The sequence below is a fragment of the Hafnia alvei genome, assembly GCF_900095695.1.
In the GTDB taxonomy this organism is placed as follows: domain Bacteria; phylum Pseudomonadota; class Gammaproteobacteria; order Enterobacterales; family Enterobacteriaceae; genus Hafnia; species Hafnia alvei_B.
The window spans coordinates 114,602-134,462 of sequence record NZ_FMIQ01000081.1 but is presented as its reverse complement, the minus strand read 5'-3'; the positions used below and the strand labels follow the sequence as shown (position 1 = coordinate 134,462).

Here is a 19,861-nt window from a genome sequence, read left to right as displayed (position 1 = left end):
GCGCGAGGATTGAAGGGGCGCGCGCTGGCGCCCCTCATCGTACGCCTTAGATTTAGCTATATGTGATAGCTGTTATTGATAGGCGGACGAAACCTTTCACCTCTCACCTGCCACCGACTCAACCCTACCCGATTTTCTTCTCTCGCAGAGCGCGTTTCTCTTCTGCAGAAATAAACGCCATCTCCAACCCATTGATCTGGACGGTACGGATTTCTTCTGGCGTTAAACCTGCGGCAGGTGCGGCAACGTTATACTCATGCGCCAGCTCAATACCTTCGACCGCGGGATCGTCAGTGTTAATTGAGGCCAGAATACCGTGACGTAAGAAGGCTTTTAGTGGGTGATTTTCCAGTGAAGCCACGGTGCTGGTTTGAATATTTGACGTCAGGCACGATTCCATCCCGATACGATTTTCAGCCAAATAATCCAGCAGCTTGGCATCTTCGACCGCTTTTACGCCGTGGCCGATGCGTTCCGCGCCTAATTCATGAATGGCTTGCCAGATACTTTCAGGGCCGGCCGCTTCACCCGCGTGAACCGTAATATGTAAGCCGGCATCGCGTGCACGATTGAAATGATTAAGGAATAAGGAACCAGGGAAGCCCAGTTCGTCACCGGCCAAATCCAATGCGGTGATGCCTTCACGGCAGGCCAGCAGGGCATCTAGCTCTTTCAAACAGGCGCTTTCGCCAAAAGTGCGGCTCATGATGCCGATGAGGCGAGTCTCAACGCCATAATCACGAACGCCAGCGCGCACGCCGTCGATCACGGCTTCAACCACGCCTTGAACGGGCAGCTGATGTTTCATCGCCATGTAATAGGGTGAAAAACGCAGCTCTGCATAGTCAATACCTGCACGAAGTGCGTCTTCCACGTTTTCATAGGCAACGCGGCGGCAGGCATCGAGTGAACCTAAAACGGCAACGCCCCAATCCAGCTTCTGTAAAAAACTGACTAAGTCTGGAGCGGTATCGGTGATTTGCACGTGGGGGCGCAGGGCTTCCAGTTCTTCAGCGGGCAGAGTCAGATTGAACTGACGACCCAGTTCCAGAATAGTTTGTGGACGAATGTTACCGTCAAGATGACGTGGATATCGGTCAGAGGAAGGCGGATGTCAATCATGATATGCACTCTCAGTTATTCTGGATAAAGTGCGTAACAGTATAAAAACAATACACTGCAAATTACCAGTAAGTTGCATAAAAACGTGATATTCATCACAATTAATGACGGGAAGTCTCAAATTTGCGGGATACTGTGTAAATGTACAGTTATGGCGTATGGTAAGAAATCAAGATAAGTATTATGGAATATTTTATTGTTCTTCGAACAACTTTTCGATGGATTTGGTTGGGTAGAAAAGCGAGTTTGCGTTATTGCCTGTAAGAGCAATAAACCCAAGTTTCAGGTAGAACTGCTTCGCTTTATCATTGAGTGCATCGACAAACATGCCATGAACACCCACGGCTAGCGATGCTCGATAAACGACTTGCATCGCGTGAGTAACCAGCGCCGTTCCCCACTCTTGTCCATGCAGCTCTTTTTGAATCGCTAGACGCCCTAGAGTGATACTGGGCACGTTAACGTAAGGTACTTTGCGTTTCTGTGTATTGGATGGAAGCGTTTCCTTCTCGAAGCAACTGCCAGATAGCGTGTAATAGCCAACTACTTTGGGTTTTGGCGTTTTGGTTATGAGCACATAGCCACGTAAAATTCGTGCATTATGCTGGCGCGCAAGATGATCGCTAAGAAAAACATTCAGAGATTCTTCGCCGCAGTCAAAGCCAGAGAAATCGTATTCGGCCTCACTGGAAAAAATCTCAATCGCTAACTCAGCCATGCTTTACTCCATGCTCTGTAGACGTTTGGCTGCTCGTTTAAGTCTATCGTTTGGCGCTGGAGGGTTACTGATAGCGTCCATCACCAGATTCCATGATTCATCGCTGAGGATCAGACGACGGTGTTGCTCGATAACTTCCGCAGCGCGTTCAGAAGCGCTGGTAAGCATAAACTGCGTGATAGTTTGGTTGGACATAGCCGCAGCTTCTTCAATTGCGTTTTTATCTTCGTCAGTTAATCGAAGATCGATACGCTGTTTTTTTAATGCAGACATGCTGTATTCCTCGACGGCTCGCGGCAGTCATTTTTTTGTTTTAAAGATTAGGTTTGAGCCGTTTAATTCAATGTGGATGTGTACGGTATTTTTCCGTACGTAGACTATAGAAGCGCTTGAGCAAACTTTCAACCAATAAATCAGTTAGCGAGATCCTTTGATGCTTGAGATTACGAGTTTTGAGGGGCGTTTGGTTATGGCGTCAGTAGGCTTAGCTGCCAATTTTGAAGAGGACTAAATGCCCCCGCCGCTGGGTAGCTGCGGGGGGAGACTGACTACTTAACTAACTTGTTTAAAGCAGAAATCAGTTTTTGCACACCTAATTCAACCTTGCTGCGTGGGCAGCCAACGTTAAGGCGAACAAAACCGCGGCCTTCTTCACCGTAGGTAAAGCCGGGCATAATCGCCACTTTTTCCTCATCGATGAGTACGCGCTGTAGCTCTTGGTCATCCACGCCCAGGACACGCAGGTCTATCCAGGCTAAATAGGTGGCCTGTGGGATTTTCCATGCCAATTGTGGGAAGGCTTGGTTAAGTTCGGTGGCAACGTATTCCAGATTGGCCTGCAAATAAGCGCGCAGTTCATCTAGCCACGGCTGACCTTCTCGGTAGGCGGCGATATGCGCCGCAACCGCAAGCACCGCCGGAGACGAAAGACCATCTTTGCTTTTAAGCTGCAAGAAATAAGCGTCGCGAGTGGCTGGATCGTTAATAAAACCATAGGCGCCGGTTAACGCAGGGATATTGAAGGATTTGGAGGCGGAGGTCAGCAATGCCCACGGTGTTTTGCCCACTTCATTCCACGGCAGATGCTGGCGATCGCCCCACGTCATATCCATGTGAATTTCATCACTGATAACTTTCACGTCATGGCGCTCACACAGCTCAGCCATGGTTTCAAGTTCCGCACGTGTCCAGACTTTACCCGTTGGGTTTTGCGGGCTGCATAACAGCAGTACTTTGGTCTGCGGACGAGCCAGTAGCGCTTCCAAATGAGCCATGTCGCAGAACCATTCCCCCTCAGACTGCTTCATCGGGCAGGCTAGCAATTGGCGCTGATTGCCAAGCACGACTTTGTAGAAAGCATCGTAGGCGGGTGTATGAGTAACAACGCATTCACCGGGTTGAGTCCACAGGCGAATGAGCTGTGCCACCATATAGATTACGGAGGGGCCATAAACGGCGGTATCGGTGTCTATGGCGCTGTTAAAACGCTTAGCGTACCAATGACGCAGTGCGCCGAGGAAATCTTCGTGCTGCCAGCGACTGTAGCCGAGCACGCCGTGTGCAATGCGTTTTTCCAATGCCTGCGTAATGCATGGGGAAGTCGCAAAATCCATGTCGGAAATGGTGAAAGGCAGTAGATCGTTAACACCAAAACGATCGCCGATATAATCCCACTGGGTACACCACGTGCCGTGACGGTCAACAGTTTTAGAAAAATCAAACATATTTCATTCGCCTTAATTTGATGTTTGCTCGAATGAGAAATAAAGCGGGGCGCTAAGCGCCCCAAATGTATGGTCAAACAAGGTTATACGCTTGGCTGAGCTATTAGGTAGTCTAATTCATCTTTCACCGACTGTACCTGTGGCCCAATGACAACCTGTAAATTATGTTCATTCACATGCACCACGCCAATCGCTCGCAGGTTTTTCAGCGTGGCATCGTCAACCAGCTTCATGTCTTTCACCGAGAGACGCAGACGGGTAATACAGTTGTCGAGTGACACGATATTATCCGCGCCGCCCAGTGCAACCAGAATCCCCGGGGTGTCATAGCCCGATTTGCTTGAAGAGGCCGCCTTCGCGGATTTTTCGCTGGTGGTGCTGTTATCGATATCACGTCCCGGCGTTTTGATATTGAAGCGAGTGATAGCGAAACGGAAGATTGCGTAGTAGGCAACGAACCACACCGCGGCCACCACAGGAACCATATACCATTTGGTTTGCAGACCGTGCAGAACACCAAATACCACGAAATCGATGATGTTGCCGTCGGTGTTACCGATAGTCACGCCGAGTACGGACATGATGGTGAAGCCCAAGCCAGTCAGAATAGCGTGGATCAGATACAAGAACGGTGCGACAAACAGGAACAGGAATTCGAGCGGCTCAGTGGTACCGCCAACAACACAGGCAACCACGCCAGAAATCAGCAGGCCTTTAATTTTATGACGGTTCTCAGGACGCGCACAGTGGTACATCGCTAGAGCTGCACCCGGTAAACCGCCCAAGAAGGCAGGCATTTTGCCCTGAGACAGGAACTGCGTTGCGCTTTCAGAGAAACCGTGAGTGGTTGGGCAAGAAAGCTGAGCTTGGAAGATGGTCAATGCACCGCTAACGGAGTGACCACAAACGTCCATGGTGCCGCCTGCTTCGGTGAAGCGAATAATGGCAACCAGAATGTGCTGCAAACCAAACGGTAACAGCAGACGCTCGCCGGTACCGAAGATCATCGGACCAAATGCGCCAGCGCTATGGATAAGGCGACCAAGACCATTAATGCCCATAGCGAACCACGGCCAGATCAATGGAACCAGCAGACCCAGCAGGCCTAAAACCAGCAGCGTGATAATTGGAACGAAACGGGTACCGCCGAAGAATGAAAGCGCATCAGGGAGGCGAATAGTGCTAAAGCGTTCGTGCAGCAAGAACACCACAATCCCGACGATAATCGCACCCAAAATACCGGTATCAATAGACTGAATACCCAGCACGGTTTGAATGTTATTGGCTTTCAGCACCAGAGGATCAACGCTAGGCAAAATCCCTTTGGTTGTCAGATAGAAGTTAGTGGCCAGATTAAATACGGTAAAACCTACAAAACCCGCAAATGCAGCGACGCCTTTGTTATCGCGCGCCATACCCAGCGGGATAGCAACGGCGAACATCACCGGCAGGAAGCTAAAGCCGAAGGAGCCGATTTTGCTCATCCAAGTAAACAGCAGCTGAAGCGGGGTATGATCCAGTACTGGCAGCAACGTTAAAACATCGCGGCTGCTCAGCGAGCTACCAATTCCCAGCATAATGCCGCAGAAAGAGAGCAGCGCCACGGGCAGCATAAAGGTCTTACCAAGGCTTTGGAAAAACTCCCATAGCGTAATTTTTTGTTTGGTCGGGCTGGGCATGGTAACTCCTGATGGAAAGATCCTTTGATGGATCGCTGTGTCTAATAAAAATCATCAACTAGTCTTAGTCTTTCTGGTAAAAGAAGATAAAACGTTTTACCAAACAAAACCATTTGCCGGATCACAGTTCTAAAAATCAGTGTTAATGTGAATTATGCGAGATTGGATTAAATGTTTTACTAAAAAATACGGTAAAATAACCTACAGAAATGAACACCCTATGCTATCGATAAGTGAATAATTAACGGCATGAACCCGAAAAAGATCACCATAACCGACGTGGCGCAGCATGCAGGCGTATCAGTCACTACCGTTTCTCTGGTCCTTAGCGGCAAGGGGCGTATTTCTGATAAAACCTGCCATCGTGTTAACTCGGCGATTGAAACCCTTGGTTATGTCCGCAACCAACAGGCAGCGATGCTGCGCGGAAGCGTGTCTAACGTGATCGGGCTTATCGTTAGTGATATTAGCGAGCCGTTTTATGCTGAAGTCGCGGCAGGAATTAGCGAAATTCTGGAAGCGCAGGGCAAGGTGTTATTTCTTACCCAGTGTGGAAAAAATGGGCTGCATCTCGCTCGTTGCCTCGATAGCCTGAGCGGTTATGGCGTTGATGGCATTATTGTTGGCAGCGGACGTTTTCTTAGCGATGAGATGAAACAAAAAGCGCGAGATATGCATTTGCCGCTGGTATGCGCCGCCCGAGCCAGCGAATTTGATGATATCGACGTTATTCGCCCTGATAACTCGCAGGCAGCAAAGATGGCGACGGAATATCTGATCAAGCATGGTCATCGCCAGATTGCTTATCTGGGCGGTGAAAGTAGTTCGCTTACCCGCGCTGAACGCTTAGGTGGGTTTTGCGGAACCTTGATCCAATATGGTCTGCCGTTCAAATCGGAATGGGTCGTCGAGTGCGACTGTAAGCAACAAGAGGCGGCTGAAGCCACCAAAAAACTGCTCAATCATCACCCGAAGATAACGGCTATCTTGTGTCATAAGGCGTCTATTGCCATGGGCGCTTATTTTGGCGTAATCGGCATGGGCAATAGCGTGGGTAAAGATGAAAACGAAAGTTACTATTCGCGGCAGGTCGCATTAATAGGTTTTGGGGATGTGCCTGAAGCGGAACTGACCGACCCTCCGCTAACTTTTATCAGTAGCTCTGCGCGTGAAATTGGCTATAGCGCGGCGAACCGGATGCTACAGCGCATTGATGCGCCGGATGAACAAGTCCAACATATTATTTTGCCACCAAAGCTGATTGCCAGAGGCTCAGCGTAATCCTTTCTGAATTAGCTTAAAAAAACGGCCCCAAGAGAGGCCGCTTATCGTTAACATCGTGTCTGAATGCTGAATCAATTCCCCGCTGGGGCTTCGCTCTGATCCTGCATCCCCCCTAAAATGCCAAACAGGCCGACGAACTGAGCCAGAGGCATTTTAGTGCCATTCAAATCAACCTGACCATCGGCATAGCTGAAGCTGCTCGAAATCACGTTATCTTTTTGCGTTGTCAGCTTAAACATCTGGCCCATGGCCGAAATGCCTTGCACCTGTTGTCCCGCCAAACGTTTTGCATCCTCGGCGTTATAGCCCTCTAGCTCGGCAGCCTGAGAGGCCAGTTGGGTCGCCATTGGCATGGAGATCGCCAGTTTTGCATCCAATTTTTTGATTGACTGCAACATCAACGGCTCGCTGGTGGTTTCTGTCTGTGGCTGAGGATTAGCAAGGTTGAGATCGAGACTAAACTGGCTTTCACCCTGAGACGTTTTCCAGCTCAGCGGTTGAATATTCAGCGTTGGGTTGCCGGCGAGTAGGGCAGGCATATTCTTTTCAACCAGCGCCGCTAACTCTTGCTGATAGATATCAGGATCGACGTCGTCGCCCTGCGCCAGTTGGCGATTGATAAAATCATTGTACTGCGAGGTGAAGGTTTTCAATCCTTTCCCATCAACGCCGTTAAATTTCAGCGTTAACGCCCCCTGACCGAAGTCTTTACCGCTGATTTTTAGCGCATCTAGCGTGTAGTTCAGCACGCCATTAAGGTTTTTATCATCTTCGCCGACGTTCGCGTCTAGCTTGAAGCCATCAAGCACGGCAGATTCTTTGCCATCAACAGACACCGATAGATGCTTGGCATTCATTTTCTGCGAGCCGATATTCAGGTCAAACTTGCCGCGATGGCTGTCGCTTTCCATAGTGAAGCCTTGCAGGGTGATTTGCTCTTGCTGGCTCATTTCATTTGGTGCGGAAATCACCACGTTATCGCTGTTCATGTCGAATTTCAGCGTGGAAAGATCTTTGGCAACGTCGGCGTTAATCACTGCGCCGTCAAATTTCACCGAAATTTTGTCTTTCGCGTAGTCGACAGGGATCAGTGTAACTTTCGACTGTGTATCACCGTTATAGGCGATACGGGTATCTGCATCGATCAGTGATTTGCCCTTAGTGGAATCAAATAACGCTTTTACCGCTGGCGTGTTTTCTAATTCGGTATGTACGGATGCCATACTCGGCACAAAGTTGAAGTTCTTGAGCTGTGCGAGCGGGAATGGCCCGTGGGTAATGGTTTCTTTCAGTACAATTTGCTCACCGGCTTTAAGACTTGGTTCGCCTTTGAAGGTCGGGTCATTTTGCAGAATATAGCGAACATCGGTCGAGAACAGATGGCGGTTGTAGTCTTCGTAGCTGAGCTTTAGCCCCGCTTTAGGGAAGTAATTGTTGATCTGGCTATTGACGTTCTCAACCTCAGTCGTCATTCGTTGCTCAATGAGCTTTCCGGTATACCAAGAGGCTCCGGTCCAGGCTGCGCCTAACACCACAATGACCGCAACCGCGACAGCTGATTTTTTCATATTGAGTTCTTCCTTAAGCCTTAAATGTGCTGCCGCGAGGGAAATGCCTCAAAAACGGCGTGTCGAACAAATGATGATAGATCGTACGTACCCATAAAAATTCAAGTTGCTTGAAGTATGACGGGTATAACAAAAAAACGCCCGTAGGCGCTTTTCATTGTGGCTTTAAACCCATGCAATGTAAACCAAGCCCATTCGCAAATACTTATCTGAATTTGCTGGGGAAAGGGATACTTCCACCAAGGTTTACACTAGGTTTATTTTCATAGCATAAATCAGAGTTCGTTAAATACGCGCGCTAATTGGCCATGGCCTTGCACCTGTACCGGTGACTCACTGGCGGGCAGATAACAGGACTCGCCGGGAACCAGCACGATACGCTGCTCGCCTTTGACCAACGTGGCCTCACCGGTAACACAGAACAAAATCGCCGCACTTTCTTGCGCTAATGGCTGTGGCGTCTCGGTCAGGGTATGCACGGCAAAGGCAAAGTCTTCCACCGGAATAGGGAAGCGAGTTTCGTGTTCGTTCACAACAGGAGTGGTCAGCAACGTGTTAGCCGGCTTAGCAATAAACTTCACATTGGCTAATAGCTCTGGCACATCGATGTATTTTGGCGTTAGGCCCGCACGCAGCACGTTGTCGGAGTTCGCCATGATTTCCAAGCCGACGCCATCCAGATACGCGTGCGGAGTTTCGGCATACAGGAACATACTTTGGCCTGGTTCAAGCTCAACGGTATTGAGTAACAACGGAGAAAAGAGACCACTGTCGTCTGGATAGAAACGAGCAATACCGCGTACGGCGTCCCATGCAGGCCCTTGCTGGTGGTTTAGCGCCTCGGCCAGCACGCTTAAGGCCTGTGTTTTTAATTCACCGGACATGCTCAGCAAATTGCCAAATAGTACGGATAAATGCTGCGCGTCTGGAGACTGAATAAATTTCGCAATGTCAGGATGCGCAGTGGCTACGGGTTGTAATAACTGAGCAATTTCGGCGAATTCGCGAAATCCATTCATGGCTTTGAAAGGCGTTAACGCATAAACCAGCTCGGGTTTATGGTTAGGATCTTTGTAATTACGATTTGCAGCGTTGATCGCAATACCTGCGGATTCCTCGCGCGCAAAACCTTCCTCTGCAGCATGTTTGCTTGGATGGACTTGAATCGACAGCGGCTGTGCTGCGCACAGGACTTTGAATAAGAATGGCAGTTCTCCAAAACGCTTCGCGACGGCGCTGCCTAGGTTTCCCGTCAGATCTTTGGCGATCTCATCGCGTAATGACACCTTATTGCCGTTTTTATCCAACACTTTAGAGCTGCTGAGCGGATGAGCCCCCATCCACAGTTCAGCCATCGGTTTGTTGTCTGGATTCGAGAAGCCATACAGCTTGCTCAGCGCATCGTGACTGCCCCAAGCATAGTTCTGTACGGCATTAATCATTTTTTGCATTGGTATCAACCTAGAGTGAAGTTAAAGCGAAACGTTAATATGAATAATAAAGCATGGCGGTAAGTAAACAGGAGAGGACCTATCTGATGCAAGGGTATTGATGTAAGAAATTCGTTTAGCTCTCACATTCTAACTGGTTGATATCCCGCTATACTCATTGAAACAATGGCTAACTCACCGGAATCATGCATTTATTCTCAAGGAGAAGATATGACAGCTATGCGTGTTGAAAGAGACTCTATGGGCGATATTGATGTTCCTCAAGCGCGACTGTGGGGCGCGCAAACGCAACGTTCTTTGGAGCATTTTCGTATTTCGGTGGAAAAAATGCCGCAGGCGCTCATTGATGCTTTGGCATTGGTAAAGAAAGCCGCCGCGCAGGTTAATCTCGATCTTGACCTGCTGAGTGAAGATAAAGCCGATGCTATTATGCAGGCGGCTCAAGAGGTTATTGATGGTTTTCGTTATCAGGAGTTTCCGTTGGCCGTATGGCAAACCGGATCGGGAACTCAAAGTAACATGAATATGAATGAAGTGTTGGCGAATCGCGCCAGTGAATTACTTGGCGGCGAACGTGGAAATGAACGTAAAGTTCATCCTAATGATGATGTCAATAAAAGCCAAAGCTCAAACGATGTTTTCCCCACGGCGATGCATGTTGCCGCCGTGCAAGCTATTCGCCTCCAACTTCTGCCGCAAATAGACGTTTTGGTACAAACACTACAAGATAAATCAGCGCAATTTAACGACATAGTCAAAATTGGACGCACGCATTTACAGGATGCGACGCCGCTAACGTTAGGCCAAGAAATCTCTGGCTGGGTCGCTATGCTGGCGCACAGTAAAAAGCATATTGAACATAGTTTGGTGCATCTTTATGAATTAGCGCTGGGGGGAACGGCGGTAGGAACGGGGCTGAATACCCATCCTGAATATGCGGTCCGCGTGGCTAAAACAATCGCGCAATTGAGCGGTAGCGATTTTATCTCGGCGCCGAATAAGTTCGAAGCCTTAGCCAGCTGTGACGCTCTGGTTCAATCCCATGGCGCTTTAAAAGGACTCGCTGCATCAATGATGAAAATTGCTAACGATGTAAGATGGTTAGCATCCGGCCCGCGCTGTGGGATCGGGGAGATTCTTATTCCTGAAAATGAACCTGGCAGCTCAATTATGCCGGGTAAAGTTAATCCGACGCAGTGTGAAGCGGTAACCATGCTTTGTGCTCAGGTAATGGGCAACGATGTGGCGATCAATATTGGCGGCGCGTCAGGTAATTTTGAACTGAATGTTTTCCGCCCATTAGTTATTCATAACTATTTACAGTCAATACGCCTACTGGCCGATGGTATTGAGAGTTTCAATGAGCACTGTGCGCGCGGCATTGAACCCAACCGTCCTCGAATCAATCAGCTATTAAACGAATCACTTATGTTAGTGACCGCGCTTAATACTCATATTGGTTACGATAAGGCCGCCGAAATTGCCAAAAAGGCTCATCACGAAGGGTTAACGCTAAAAGAGTCGGCATTGCTTTTAGGTTATGTCACCGAATCGCAGTTTGATGAATGGGTGAAGCCGCAAGATATGGTGGGGAGTGGCGTTAAAGCGTGACGTTGTCACGCTATTCAAGCTCACGGTACAGGTGCAAGCGAGGGATCAAGAGTTCGAGCTTTTTAGCTCGCGGACGATGTTTAACATTAATATTTTCCGCATCGTAATCACTCAAATCGCCAAGGATTGGGATAGGCGTTTCGCTAAATTCATCCGTTAACGCGATAAGCGGCATGCTACAGGGATGTTGTACCTGCTTCTGTTCTTCTTGATACCAGACTCGCGCAATCGGCTGGACTTTAACCGGCCGTTTTATTTTCAGCTTAACGTCTTCCGGCAAACGCATAATGTCATCAAGCTCTTTTGTTACCATCGCCGCCCATTGCTCGCGTGAGTAGGGCGGAACAGAGCGATTGGCAGACAAACTTTTCTCGAGGCGGTTAATCATCTCTTCGCGACTCATATTATTGATCACGCTTTTGTTCGCCCACCCGAAGCGAACGGTCGAAGGGTTGTGTAGCACGGTTAAGGAGCGATAGGCACTCAGCGTCAGCAAACCTTTGAGATGAGCATGCACAAATTCAAACCTTTGCTCAGGGGGAAGACCGGATTCAACGGCGATAATCTTCTCCAGCTGTTTCTTCAGTTGGTTAACGTCGTTAATAAGGGCGCTGGTGGATTTTACCTGAGAGTTACTGGCTGAAAAACAGAGCACACCGGGCATACGAACCGCGGCTTTGCTGCTGATATGCTGTGCATGATGATGGATGAACAAACGACGAAAATGTTGTAAACCTACTTCAAATGCAGCCTCACCCGAGCAGGGGATAACGCTGATTTTTGTAATATCATCATGTTCTTTACCTTTCTCAATATCAGGCAGCAAAAATACGTTGGCCTGAAGCCGCGTCAGTGATTTCAAAACAGCATCAATTTCAATTAAGCCTTGCTCAAGCTGGCGAAAACAGGTGTTCATACGATCGATAACATGGTTCGCAGACATGGTTTTTCCTACCACAATAATTTAGTTACAACATACATTGTATGTTATTCCCTAATCGTTGTCTGTAGCCACTATGACATTTCAAGCGATAGCGTTACCTATTAAACCGAGAAAGAGCTTAGTAACGAAGGGGAGTATTGATGTCGTCTGTCGGAATCCCCGCCATGCGGGGATGGTGCTCGAGGGTTAAATTCTCTTTGCTTCAGGCAATCTTTTTAGTGCTCGACTGATCCACAGTGCCAAAACCAGCATTACGCTAAGGAAAAGAACGATGCCATTCCAGCCATAGTTATTCCAGAACACGCCACCGAGAGTACCGGCCACGCTAGAACCGACATAATAACAGAACAGGTAGAGTGATGATGCTTGGCCTTTAGCGCGGCGGGCGCGGCGTCCAATCCAGCTGCTTGCCACAGAATGAGCGGCAAAGAAGCCCGCAGTAAACAGCATCATGCCAATAAAAATGGTGGTCAGTGGGGCAAAAAGCGTAATCAACAGCCCAATCAACATAATAAGAATCGAAACGGTCAGCACTGGCCCCCGACCAAATTTGCTGGTTAACGCTCCGGCTTTAGGCGAACTGTATGAGCCTGTCAGGTAAACGACCGATAGCAACCCGACCAGCGCCTGGCTGAGAGAGTACGGCGTGCCGAGCAGCCGATACCCAATATAGTTAAACAGCGTGACGAAGCTTCCCATCAGCAGAAAGCCTTCAGCAAAAAGTAGCGGTAGGCCTTTATCATGCCAATGCAGTCGAAAGTTAATCAACAATGTCCTAGGGCGGAGGGGCGTGGCCCTGAAGTGTTTCGACGCTGGCAGGATTTTCCAAAACATAAACGCGGCGGCGAGGGCAAACAAACCAATAATTGCCACCGCGATACGCCAAGAGAAGAAATCAGTCAGAACGCCGCTGACTAAACGACCGCTCATTCCACCAATCGAGTTACCGCTGATGTACAGCCCCATCGAAAATGCGACTACGGCAGGATCTATCTCCTCGCTGAGATAGGTCATGGCCACTGCGGCAACGCCGCTTAAGGAAAGTCCAACCAGCGCGCGCATCACTAAAATACCGTGCCAGCTGGTCATCATTGAACAAATTAATGTGCATATTGCTGCCATCAATAGCGCGGTAACCATCACCTGCTTGCGCCCAATGGCGTCTGATAGCGGGCCCGTGAACATCAGGCCGACGGCAAGCAGCCCTGTGGAGACCGAAAGTGACAGGCTACTGCTGGCCGGCGAAATACCAAAATCGTGCGATAGAACAGGAAGAATCGGTTGCACACAGTAAAGCAGGGCAAAGGTTGCCAGGCCTGCGGAGAATAGCGCCAGAGTCACGCGGATAAACTGGGGTTGGCCACGTTCAATATACGGAAGTTTGTTTAGCGCGCGGCGCGTTGGTGCTACAGGCGACACAACAGGCGCATTTGAGGTTGAATCAATGCGAGGCGGCATTGTTTCTGCCGGAGGGATTTCCAATCTGTATCCTTACCGAAAATATCGGGTAAAACGGTTCATCAGCTCTGCTTGCCCATATTATGTGCGGCAGGTCACAATGGCTGATATAAATTCAGCATAGGTATCCCCGAATATATTGTCTAATATATTAATAAATGAAAATAAGACGTTTAAGATATTAATTAGCCTATGCGTATAGAAATTAGACATCTCAAATACTTTATTGCCGTTGCTGAAGAGTGTCATTTTGGACGTGCAGCAGAGCGTTTAAATATCTCTCAGCCGCCATTGAGCCAACAAATTCAGGCGCTTGAAGTTGAGGTTGGCGCTAGGCTTTTAGAAAGAAACAACCGAAATGTCAGCCTCACGCAAGCAGGAGAACTCTTCCTAAAAGAGTGCTACGAAATTGTGGAGCATCTTTCGCAGGCTGCAGAAAATGCCGCGCGAGCACATCGAGGTGAATTAGGTAATTTGAAGATTGGCTTTACCTCATCCGCTCCTTTTATCAGTTTGGTTGCTAGCAGTCTGTTTATTTTTCGGCAGCGTTTTCCTTTGGTTCACATGCAAATGCGCGAGGTGAACACTAAGCAGCAGATTGAGCCGCTGTTAGAGGGAAAGCTCGACATTGGCGTGATGCGTAACACGCGATTACCCGAAACGCTGACTCATCAACTTTTGCTGCGTGAGCCTTTGGTTGCGGTATTACACCAGAATCACCCTTTGGCAACGTCTGGGCGAGAGCGATTGAAGTTTAGCGATTTGGCGAATCAGCCCTTTGTCTTTTTTTCTAGAGAAGTGGGAACGGCACTGCACGATGAAATATTAACGCTGCTGAAAAATGCGGGGATCACACCGTATATCACGCAAGAAGTGGGGGAAGCGATGACGATTGTCGGGTTGGTATCCGCAGGGCTTGGGGTGTCTATTTTACCCGCGTCGTTTACGCGAATTAAGGTGGATGGTGTTTGCTATAGATACTTAGATGAGGAAACAGCATTTACGGAGGTCTGGTTAGCGTACAGTAAAAATAGGCCTTTGAGCGCACAGGCAACGGCATTGATAAATTTAATGATTGCTCAACCATAGATAAATAATCGCTGCTAAAATCGACCATTGCTGGGCTTATTTGTGCACTAAATCACATAACGAATCAAATAGTTGACGGGTTTACTCAAAACCGACACCATAGCGTTAATATTTATTTAGAAGCGCGAAAAATAAGCGGGAGTAGGTCGGTGATAGCTGAAAGCCAGCCGGGACATATTGATCAAATCAAGCAGATAAATGCTGGGGCGGTATACCGTCTTATTGATCAGCATGGCCAAATTTCCCGCATTGAACTCTCTAAACGCGCACAGCTTGCGCCCGCAAGCATCACTAAAATTGTGCGTGAACTGCTTGAAGCGCATCTGGTGCAAGAAACCGAATTTCAAGACGTTGGCAGTCGTGGACGTCCTGCCGTCGGCCTAATTCTCGACACTGTGGCTTGGCATTATCTCTGCGTTCGTGTGGGTCATGGTGTGATGACGCTGGCGCTGCGCGACCTCAGCAGTAAATTAGTGGCTGAAGAAGACGTTGAATTGCCTGCACAGGCAGACCAACCATTGCTAGAACGTATCATCAATGAAATTGATCAGTTCTTTATCCGCCATCAGCATCAGCTAGAGCGACTAACGGCAATCGCCATTACGCTTCCCGGATTGATTAATTCGGCGAAGGGTATGGTTCATCGCATGCCTTTTTATGCCGATGTGTGTGATATGCCGCTGGGCGTCGAGTTGGAACAGCATACCGGCCTACCGGTGTTTCTTCAGCACGATATCTGCGCATGGACGATGGCAGAATCGCTGTTCGGTGCCGGTGAAAACTGTAGAAATATGCTGCAGGTAGTTATCGATCATGATGTGGGTGCCGGTGTGATTACCGATGGTCGCTTGTTAAACGGTGGTCGTCATAGCGTGGTGGAGATTGGTCATACGCAGGTCGATCCTTATGGCAAGCAGTGTTATTGCGGTAATCATGGCTGTTTGGAGACGGTTGCAGGGCTTGGGCATATTCTTGAATTAGCCGAGCAGCGGTTACCGCTTTCGCCATCGTCTTTGCTGCATAACGCGCCGATCACAATTGATGCTATCTGTCAGGCCGCTATGCAGGGCGATCAGCTGTCGAAGGATATTATCAGCAGCGTGGGTAACAACGTGGGACGAATTCTCGCCATTATGGTGAACCTGTTTAACCCCGAAAAAATCCTGATTGGTTCACCGCTTAATCAAGCCAGTGCGGTTCTCTTTCCCTCTATCAATGCGGCAATTCAGCAACAGTCTTTACCTTATTATGCGCAGGGGCTGAGCGTTGAGGCTACGCGCTTTCGCAATAATGGCACCATGCCTGCGGCCGCATTAGTCAAAGAAGCACTTTACAATGGTTCATTGTTGGTTCAGCTGCTGCAGGGCTAGTAGGAACTGCACGTATTTGGCTAAATTCCTTTCTAATTCATACCTCTAATTTGGTACAGATGCCGGTTTTTCATGAAATTGTCACCTCGTTAAACAAAATATTGAGCTAACGCAAGCTGCAGCTTTACCGCTTCGCCTAGACTTTTCATTATTGTTGATGGCGGAAGGAAATTGTCGTTCCGCCAATTTTTTGGTTTTTTTTATCGGAGATTCTCCGGAGTATCATTCATGTTAAAGCGTGTTTTTGTCACAGGAACAGACACTGAAGTCGGTAAAACCGTCGTTTCTCGTGCGTTACTGCAATCCATCCATGCTTCTGGTGCTACTGCTGTAGGCTACAAGCCTATCGCCGTCGGTAGTGAAGAAACCCCGCAAGGACTGCGTAATAAAGATGCGTTAACATTGCAGGCGTCTTCTTCTATCCCATTGAATTATGATGAAGTAAACCCGATAACGTTGCAGGAAGAAATTGCGAACGCCTATACCGGCGAGCCATTGGATTACAGTTTGATGAGCCGCGGGCTGCAAAACCTAAGCGGTAAATCAGCGCATTTAGTGGTTGAGGGGACCGGCGGCTGGCGTGTTTTAATGCACGATTTGCGCCCATTGTCTGAATGGGTTGTGCAAGAGCAACTGGCCGTGATTCTGGTCGTCGGTATTAAGCTTGGTTGCATCAGCCACGCCATTCTGACTGTGCAGGCCATCATTAATGATGGTTTACCCTTTGCCGGTTGGATCGCAAACCGAATTAACCCTGGGCTTTCGCATTATGCTGAAACGTTAGAAGCGTTACGCCAAAAGTTGCCTGGGCCACAGCTAGGCGAAATCCCTTACCTGTTCCGTCCAGAGGAAAAAGATCTGTCTAAGTATATCGATCTTTCTCCTCTCAAATAGTGCCGCCTATTTGCCGTAAACTGACCCTGTCCGCAGCCAGCGTGACAGGGTTGTTGCCATCACGCAGGCCAGCAATAATCCCGGTAGCAACGTATATTCTCCCGTCATCTCAAACACCATGAGCGCAGACATCACCGGCGCATGCGTGGTTGCAGCCAACAGCGTTGCCATGCCGGTCAGCGCCATCAATAGTGCAATGTGTTCGCCCATTCCCGGCCAGTGCGCAAATAGTTGCCCGACAAAAGCACCTAGCGCGGCGCCGATAAACAGCGTTGGGGTAAATACACCTCCGGGAGCGCCTGAGCCACTGCTGGCCAGTATCGCAACCAGTTTACACAGCAAAATCGCCCCAATGAGTAAGGCACCCGGCGGGGCAGAGAGTAACGATTGCACTACGCTGTAACCATTTCCCCAAACCTCGGGAAAAATGATTGATAATCCACCGACGATCAGACCACCAAGCGCGAGCTGCAGCGGCGGAGGAAGGCGTAGGTGTTGAAAGAAATGGCTACTGTATTGCATTAATGAAAGAAATAGTGGCCCCGCAAAGCCTGCTACCACACCCATCAACGCCATCAATAAATACTGTACTGGCCACGGTGCGACCAGAATTTGTACCTGATACAGGGTTTCTTGCCCACCGTTAAGCAGATTACTCATCAGCAGAGCACTGACCGCAGCGATCACCACCGGGCCAAGAGAGGCGAGGATTAGCGATCCAAAAAGGATCTCCGCAATAAATAAACTCCCCGCTAAAGGCGCGTGGTAGGCGCTAGCCATCCCAGCGGCGGCGCCACAGGCAACCCACAATTTCCATTCCTTTGGGGGTGTAAACAACCGAGCAAAAACCGATGCAAACAGGGCCGCGAGCAGGATCATTGCGCCTTCGCGACCGATAGCACTTCCGCTCGATACCACAATTAGAGAGGCTAAGCTTTTGACAAGGCTGGCGGAGATATCTAAACGGCCATCGCCTGCGTCGAAGGCTTCCATGTAATCTGTCGGGGCGGATGGTCGTTGGTGTTGATATTTCTGAAATAGCCACAGTATGGAACCCGCAACCAGCCCGCCTAAAGCAGGCGTTAGCAAACGTCTCCATAATGGCAACTCGGCCGCGGCGGCCACCAGACTTCCCCCGCGACTGCCTAAGAATAACCATTCGAGTTTCAACATCGATTGATGAAATAGCCAAACAACGGTGGCTGCAGCGATCCCCAAAATCATCGCAATGGCTAAGCGGCGCAGCATCAGTTGATAATGTTGCATATGAATCAGACGTTTCATGCGTGGTGAAGTCATGTTTAGCCGCGGGTTAGCAAAAAAGAAGCACGCTCTGCGTCGTGCTAAGGCATAAAAGAGCTAGCAGTTTAAGGGTTTTAACAGCAGGAAGAAACCGCGCCGCAAAAATGCGGCGCCTAGAGATGATTAATGAATGGGATAAGGGGTATAAACGCCGTTTAGCGACTCAAGGAACGCCACAATATCATCCACGTCTTTCTGTGGTAACGAGGTTCCAACCTGATATTTCAGCATCAGCTTCACTGCTTCATCCAGCGTTGGTACGTCACCACGATGGAAATAAGGTGCCGTCAGAGCAACATTGCGCAGCGTTGGCACTTTCTGCCGGAAACGATCGCGTTCCCCTTGAGTCACATTAAGTCGGCCAATATCCGCGCTGGTCACCTTGCCAAAAGCAAAGTTCTGCTTCAGCCCTAGAGGTTCAAAAGCCTGACCGCCGAGTATTTTCCCCGTATGGCAGGTAGCACATTTATTATCTTTAAACAGCTGATATCCATGCATTTGCTGGGCGGTTAGCGCTTTATCATCGCCGCGAAGGTAGCGGTCAAACGGACTGTCCGGTGTAATGAGCGTTTTCTCGAATTCGGCAATCGCATCGGTGATGGTATCACCGGTAAAGCCTTCGGAGTAAACCGCTGTAAATTGCTGTTTGAAAAGAGAATCTTGGTTGAGCTTGCCAGTGATTTCATCCCATGACTTGGACGCCATTTCGATTGGGTTAAGCGGCGGGCCACCAGCCTGTTTTTGTAAATCTGGTGCTCTGCCATCCCAGAATTGCTCAATGTTAAACACCGCGTTAAATACCGTTGGCGCATTGATTGGGCCAACTTCACCGCCTACGCCAATGGAGGTTTGTCGGCCATCAGCGCCGCCGGCCCCTAACTGATGGCAATGAACGCAAGCAATGGAATTATCGCCAGACAAACGCGGGTCGTGGTACAAGCGGAAACCCAATGCCACTTTATCAGCCTGAACGGGAAGGGTACGTGGCAATGGCTGAACGGGTTCATTCATTAATGCCGGAGCCATATCTTTCGCGGCATAGTATTTTATGCGCTGTTCTTTCACCCAGTTCAAAATACCGGAGCGCTCTTCATCACTCAGAGCGCCAGCCCAGTGTAGCGCGGTGTAACGAGTCGGCGGCATGGTGTCGTGCTGCATGACCCATTCCACTTTAGTCATGTCTCCCTGTTGAGGGCGAGTATTATTAATGAGGCTATTGCGAATAGGAGTGAGATCAAAGGATTTGTAGCCAAGATTGATGTCATATTCCATCAGTTGCTTAGCAATGGGAAGTTGTGAATAAAACGGAAGCTGTGCCGATGGGGTGTGGCAGTAATCACAGCCTTTCTCACTCAGGGTTTTCAGTATTGCCGCATTTTGTGGCAAAAGCGAAGTCTGATCGGGCATCGTAATTCGTTGCTTATCATGGTAATAGACATATCCCACTAGACCTAAATAGCCAACAACACCGACAGTGGCTGCAATTCCCAAAAGTTTTGTTATTTTTTTCATGTTAAAACTCCATTTCAGAGCATGAATTCGGGCTGCGCCAACGCTGGGTACACAACCCTCAGAGGGCCAAAATTTGGCTTATCCATGGTGCGTGTTGTATCCCGTGTGTTTGTTGACAATCATCAATGATAGGGGC

The 19,861-nt window shown here is 49.0% G+C and carries 15 protein-coding genes and 1 pseudogene; 5 read left to right on the top strand and 11 right to left on the bottom strand.

All coding sequences use genetic code 11. The annotated features are described in order from the left end of the window. Positions 1 to 124: 124 nt before the first annotated feature. The 5 genes and pseudogenes from add to malX form a co-directional block, all read right to left on the bottom strand. Positions 125 to 1,122 (bottom strand): annotated as a pseudogene (add, locus tag BN1044_RS21840) (adenosine deaminase). Between the two features lie 193 nt (positions 1,123 to 1,315). Further along, positions 1,316 to 1,840 (bottom strand): GNAT family N-acetyltransferase, encoded by a 525-nt coding sequence (locus BN1044_RS21835; protein WP_072310451.1) that lies wholly within the window; start codon positions 1,838 to 1,840, stop codon positions 1,316 to 1,318. A 3-nt stretch (positions 1,841 to 1,843) separates the two neighbouring features. Next, positions 1,844 to 2,113 (bottom strand): type II toxin-antitoxin system TacA family antitoxin, encoded by a 270-nt coding sequence (locus BN1044_RS21830; RefSeq protein WP_072310450.1) that lies wholly within the window; start codon positions 2,111 to 2,113, stop codon positions 1,844 to 1,846. Positions 2,114 to 2,388: 275 nt separating this feature from the next. Beyond that, entirely contained in the window at positions 2,389 to 3,564 is a 1,176-nt protein-coding gene (locus BN1044_RS21825) for a MalY/PatB family protein (RefSeq protein WP_072310449.1), read from the bottom strand. A gap of 83 nt (positions 3,565 to 3,647) precedes the next feature. Further along, positions 3,648 to 5,243, bottom strand: a complete 1,596-nt coding sequence (gene malX, locus BN1044_RS21820) for a maltose/glucose-specific PTS transporter subunit IIBC (protein ID WP_072310448.1) — start codon at positions 5,241 to 5,243, stop codon at positions 3,648 to 3,650. Positions 5,244 to 5,492: 249 nt separating this feature from the next. Between malX and malI the strand changes: the two genes are divergently transcribed. After that, entirely contained in the window at positions 5,493 to 6,524 is a 1,032-nt protein-coding gene (gene malI, locus BN1044_RS21815; RefSeq protein WP_072310447.1) for a Mal regulon transcriptional regulator MalI, read from the top strand. A 74-nt stretch (positions 6,525 to 6,598) separates the two neighbouring features. Here malI and BN1044_RS21810 read toward each other — a convergent pair whose 3' ends face one another. Both BN1044_RS21810 and manA read right to left on the bottom strand, forming a co-directional pair. Further along, positions 6,599 to 8,095, bottom strand: coding sequence for a YdgA family protein (locus BN1044_RS21810; protein WP_072310446.1), 1,497 nt, complete (start codon positions 8,093 to 8,095; stop codon positions 6,599 to 6,601). Positions 8,096 to 8,370: 275 nt separating this feature from the next. After that, on the bottom strand, positions 8,371 to 9,546 hold the full coding sequence (manA, locus tag BN1044_RS21805; RefSeq protein WP_072310445.1) for a mannose-6-phosphate isomerase: 1,176 nt from the start codon (positions 9,544 to 9,546) through the stop codon (positions 8,371 to 8,373). A 210-nt stretch (positions 9,547 to 9,756) separates the two neighbouring features. Between manA and fumC the strand changes: the two genes are divergently transcribed. Continuing rightward, on the top strand, positions 9,757 to 11,157 hold the full coding sequence (gene fumC / locus BN1044_RS21800; RefSeq protein ID WP_072310444.1) for a class II fumarate hydratase: 1,401 nt from the start codon (positions 9,757 to 9,759) through the stop codon (positions 11,155 to 11,157). 10 nt (positions 11,158 to 11,167) lie between these two features. On the opposite strand, the gene tus is transcribed toward fumC, so the two are convergent. Together tus and BN1044_RS21790 are read right to left on the bottom strand one after the other, a co-directional pair. After that, complete coding sequence (tus, locus tag BN1044_RS21795) at positions 11,168 to 12,100, bottom strand: DNA replication terminus site-binding protein (protein ID WP_072310443.1); 933 nt, start codon at positions 12,098 to 12,100, stop codon at positions 11,168 to 11,170. Positions 12,101 to 12,286: 186 nt separating this feature from the next. Beyond that, positions 12,287 to 13,558, bottom strand: a complete 1,272-nt coding sequence (locus BN1044_RS21790; protein WP_072310442.1) for an MFS transporter — start codon at positions 13,556 to 13,558, stop codon at positions 12,287 to 12,289. 192 nt (positions 13,559 to 13,750) lie between these two features. Here BN1044_RS21790 and BN1044_RS21785 point away from each other — a divergent pair, with 192 nt between their 5' ends. The 3 genes from BN1044_RS21785 (at position 13,751) to bioD (ending at position 16,911) form a co-directional block, all read left to right on the top strand. Next, on the top strand, positions 13,751 to 14,647 hold the full coding sequence (locus tag BN1044_RS21785) for a LysR family transcriptional regulator (RefSeq protein ID WP_072310441.1): 897 nt from the start codon (positions 13,751 to 13,753) through the stop codon (positions 14,645 to 14,647). A 149-nt stretch (positions 14,648 to 14,796) separates the two neighbouring features. After that, the gene (mlc, locus tag BN1044_RS21780; protein ID WP_072310440.1) at positions 14,797 to 16,017 is read left to right on the top strand and encodes a sugar metabolism global transcriptional regulator Mlc; all 1,221 of its coding nucleotides are present in this window, start codon (positions 14,797 to 14,799) and stop codon (positions 16,015 to 16,017) included. Positions 16,018 to 16,245: 228 nt separating this feature from the next. Continuing rightward, positions 16,246 to 16,911 carry a dethiobiotin synthase gene (bioD, locus tag BN1044_RS21775; protein WP_072310439.1) on the top strand — a complete coding sequence of 222 codons (666 nt, stop codon included), beginning with the start codon at positions 16,246 to 16,248 and terminating at the stop codon, positions 16,909 to 16,911. A gap of 6 nt (positions 16,912 to 16,917) precedes the next feature. Here bioD and clcB read toward each other — a convergent pair whose 3' ends face one another. Further along, positions 16,918 to 18,195: a voltage-gated ClC-type chloride channel ClcB gene (gene clcB, locus BN1044_RS21770; RefSeq protein ID WP_072310458.1), complete on the bottom strand. Its 1,278-nt coding sequence runs from the start codon at positions 18,193 to 18,195 to the stop codon at positions 16,918 to 16,920. A 141-nt stretch (positions 18,196 to 18,336) separates the two neighbouring features. Continuing rightward, on the bottom strand, positions 18,337 to 19,725 hold the full coding sequence (locus BN1044_RS21765) for a cytochrome-c peroxidase (protein WP_072310438.1): 1,389 nt from the start codon (positions 19,723 to 19,725) through the stop codon (positions 18,337 to 18,339). Positions 19,726 to 19,861: the final 136 nt, after the last annotated feature.

Bases quoted from the DNA above. Each gene is read 5' to 3' on its own strand.
- BN1044_RS21835 (WP_072310451.1), bottom strand. From the start codon at position 1,840: ATGGCTGAGTTAGCGATTGAGATTTTTTCCAGTGAGGCCGAATACGAT.
- BN1044_RS21830 (WP_072310450.1), bottom strand. From the start codon at position 2,113: ATGTCTGCATTAAAAAAACAGCGTATCGATCTTCGATTAACTGACGAA.
- BN1044_RS21825 (WP_072310449.1), bottom strand. From the start codon at position 3,564: ATGTTTGATTTTTCTAAAACTGTTGACCGTCACGGCACGTGGTGTACC.
- malX (WP_072310448.1), bottom strand. From the start codon at position 5,243: ATGCCCAGCCCGACCAAACAAAAAATTACGCTATGGGAGTTTTTCCAA.
- malI (WP_072310447.1), top strand. From the start codon at position 5,493: ATGAACCCGAAAAAGATCACCATAACCGACGTGGCGCAGCATGCAGGC.
- BN1044_RS21810 (WP_072310446.1), bottom strand. From the start codon at position 8,095: ATGAAAAAATCAGCTGTCGCGGTTGCGGTCATTGTGGTGTTAGGCGCA.
- manA (WP_072310445.1), bottom strand. From the start codon at position 9,546: ATGCAAAAAATGATTAATGCCGTACAGAACTATGCTTGGGGCAGTCAC.
- fumC (WP_072310444.1), top strand. From the start codon at position 9,757: ATGACAGCTATGCGTGTTGAAAGAGACTCTATGGGCGATATTGATGTT.
- tus (WP_072310443.1), bottom strand. From the start codon at position 12,100: ATGTCTGCGAACCATGTTATCGATCGTATGAACACCTGTTTTCGCCAG.
- BN1044_RS21790 (WP_072310442.1), bottom strand. From the start codon at position 13,558: ATGCCGCCTCGCATTGATTCAACCTCAAATGCGCCTGTTGTGTCGCCT.
- BN1044_RS21785 (WP_072310441.1), top strand. From the start codon at position 13,751: ATGCGTATAGAAATTAGACATCTCAAATACTTTATTGCCGTTGCTGAA.
- bioD (WP_072310439.1), top strand. From the start codon at position 16,246: ATGTTAAAGCGTGTTTTTGTCACAGGAACAGACACTGAAGTCGGTAAA.
- clcB (WP_072310458.1), bottom strand. From the start codon at position 18,195: ATGAAACGTCTGATTCATATGCAACATTATCAACTGATGCTGCGCCGC.
- BN1044_RS21765 (WP_072310438.1), bottom strand. From the start codon at position 19,725: ATGAAAAAAATAACAAAACTTTTGGGAATTGCAGCCACTGTCGGTGTT.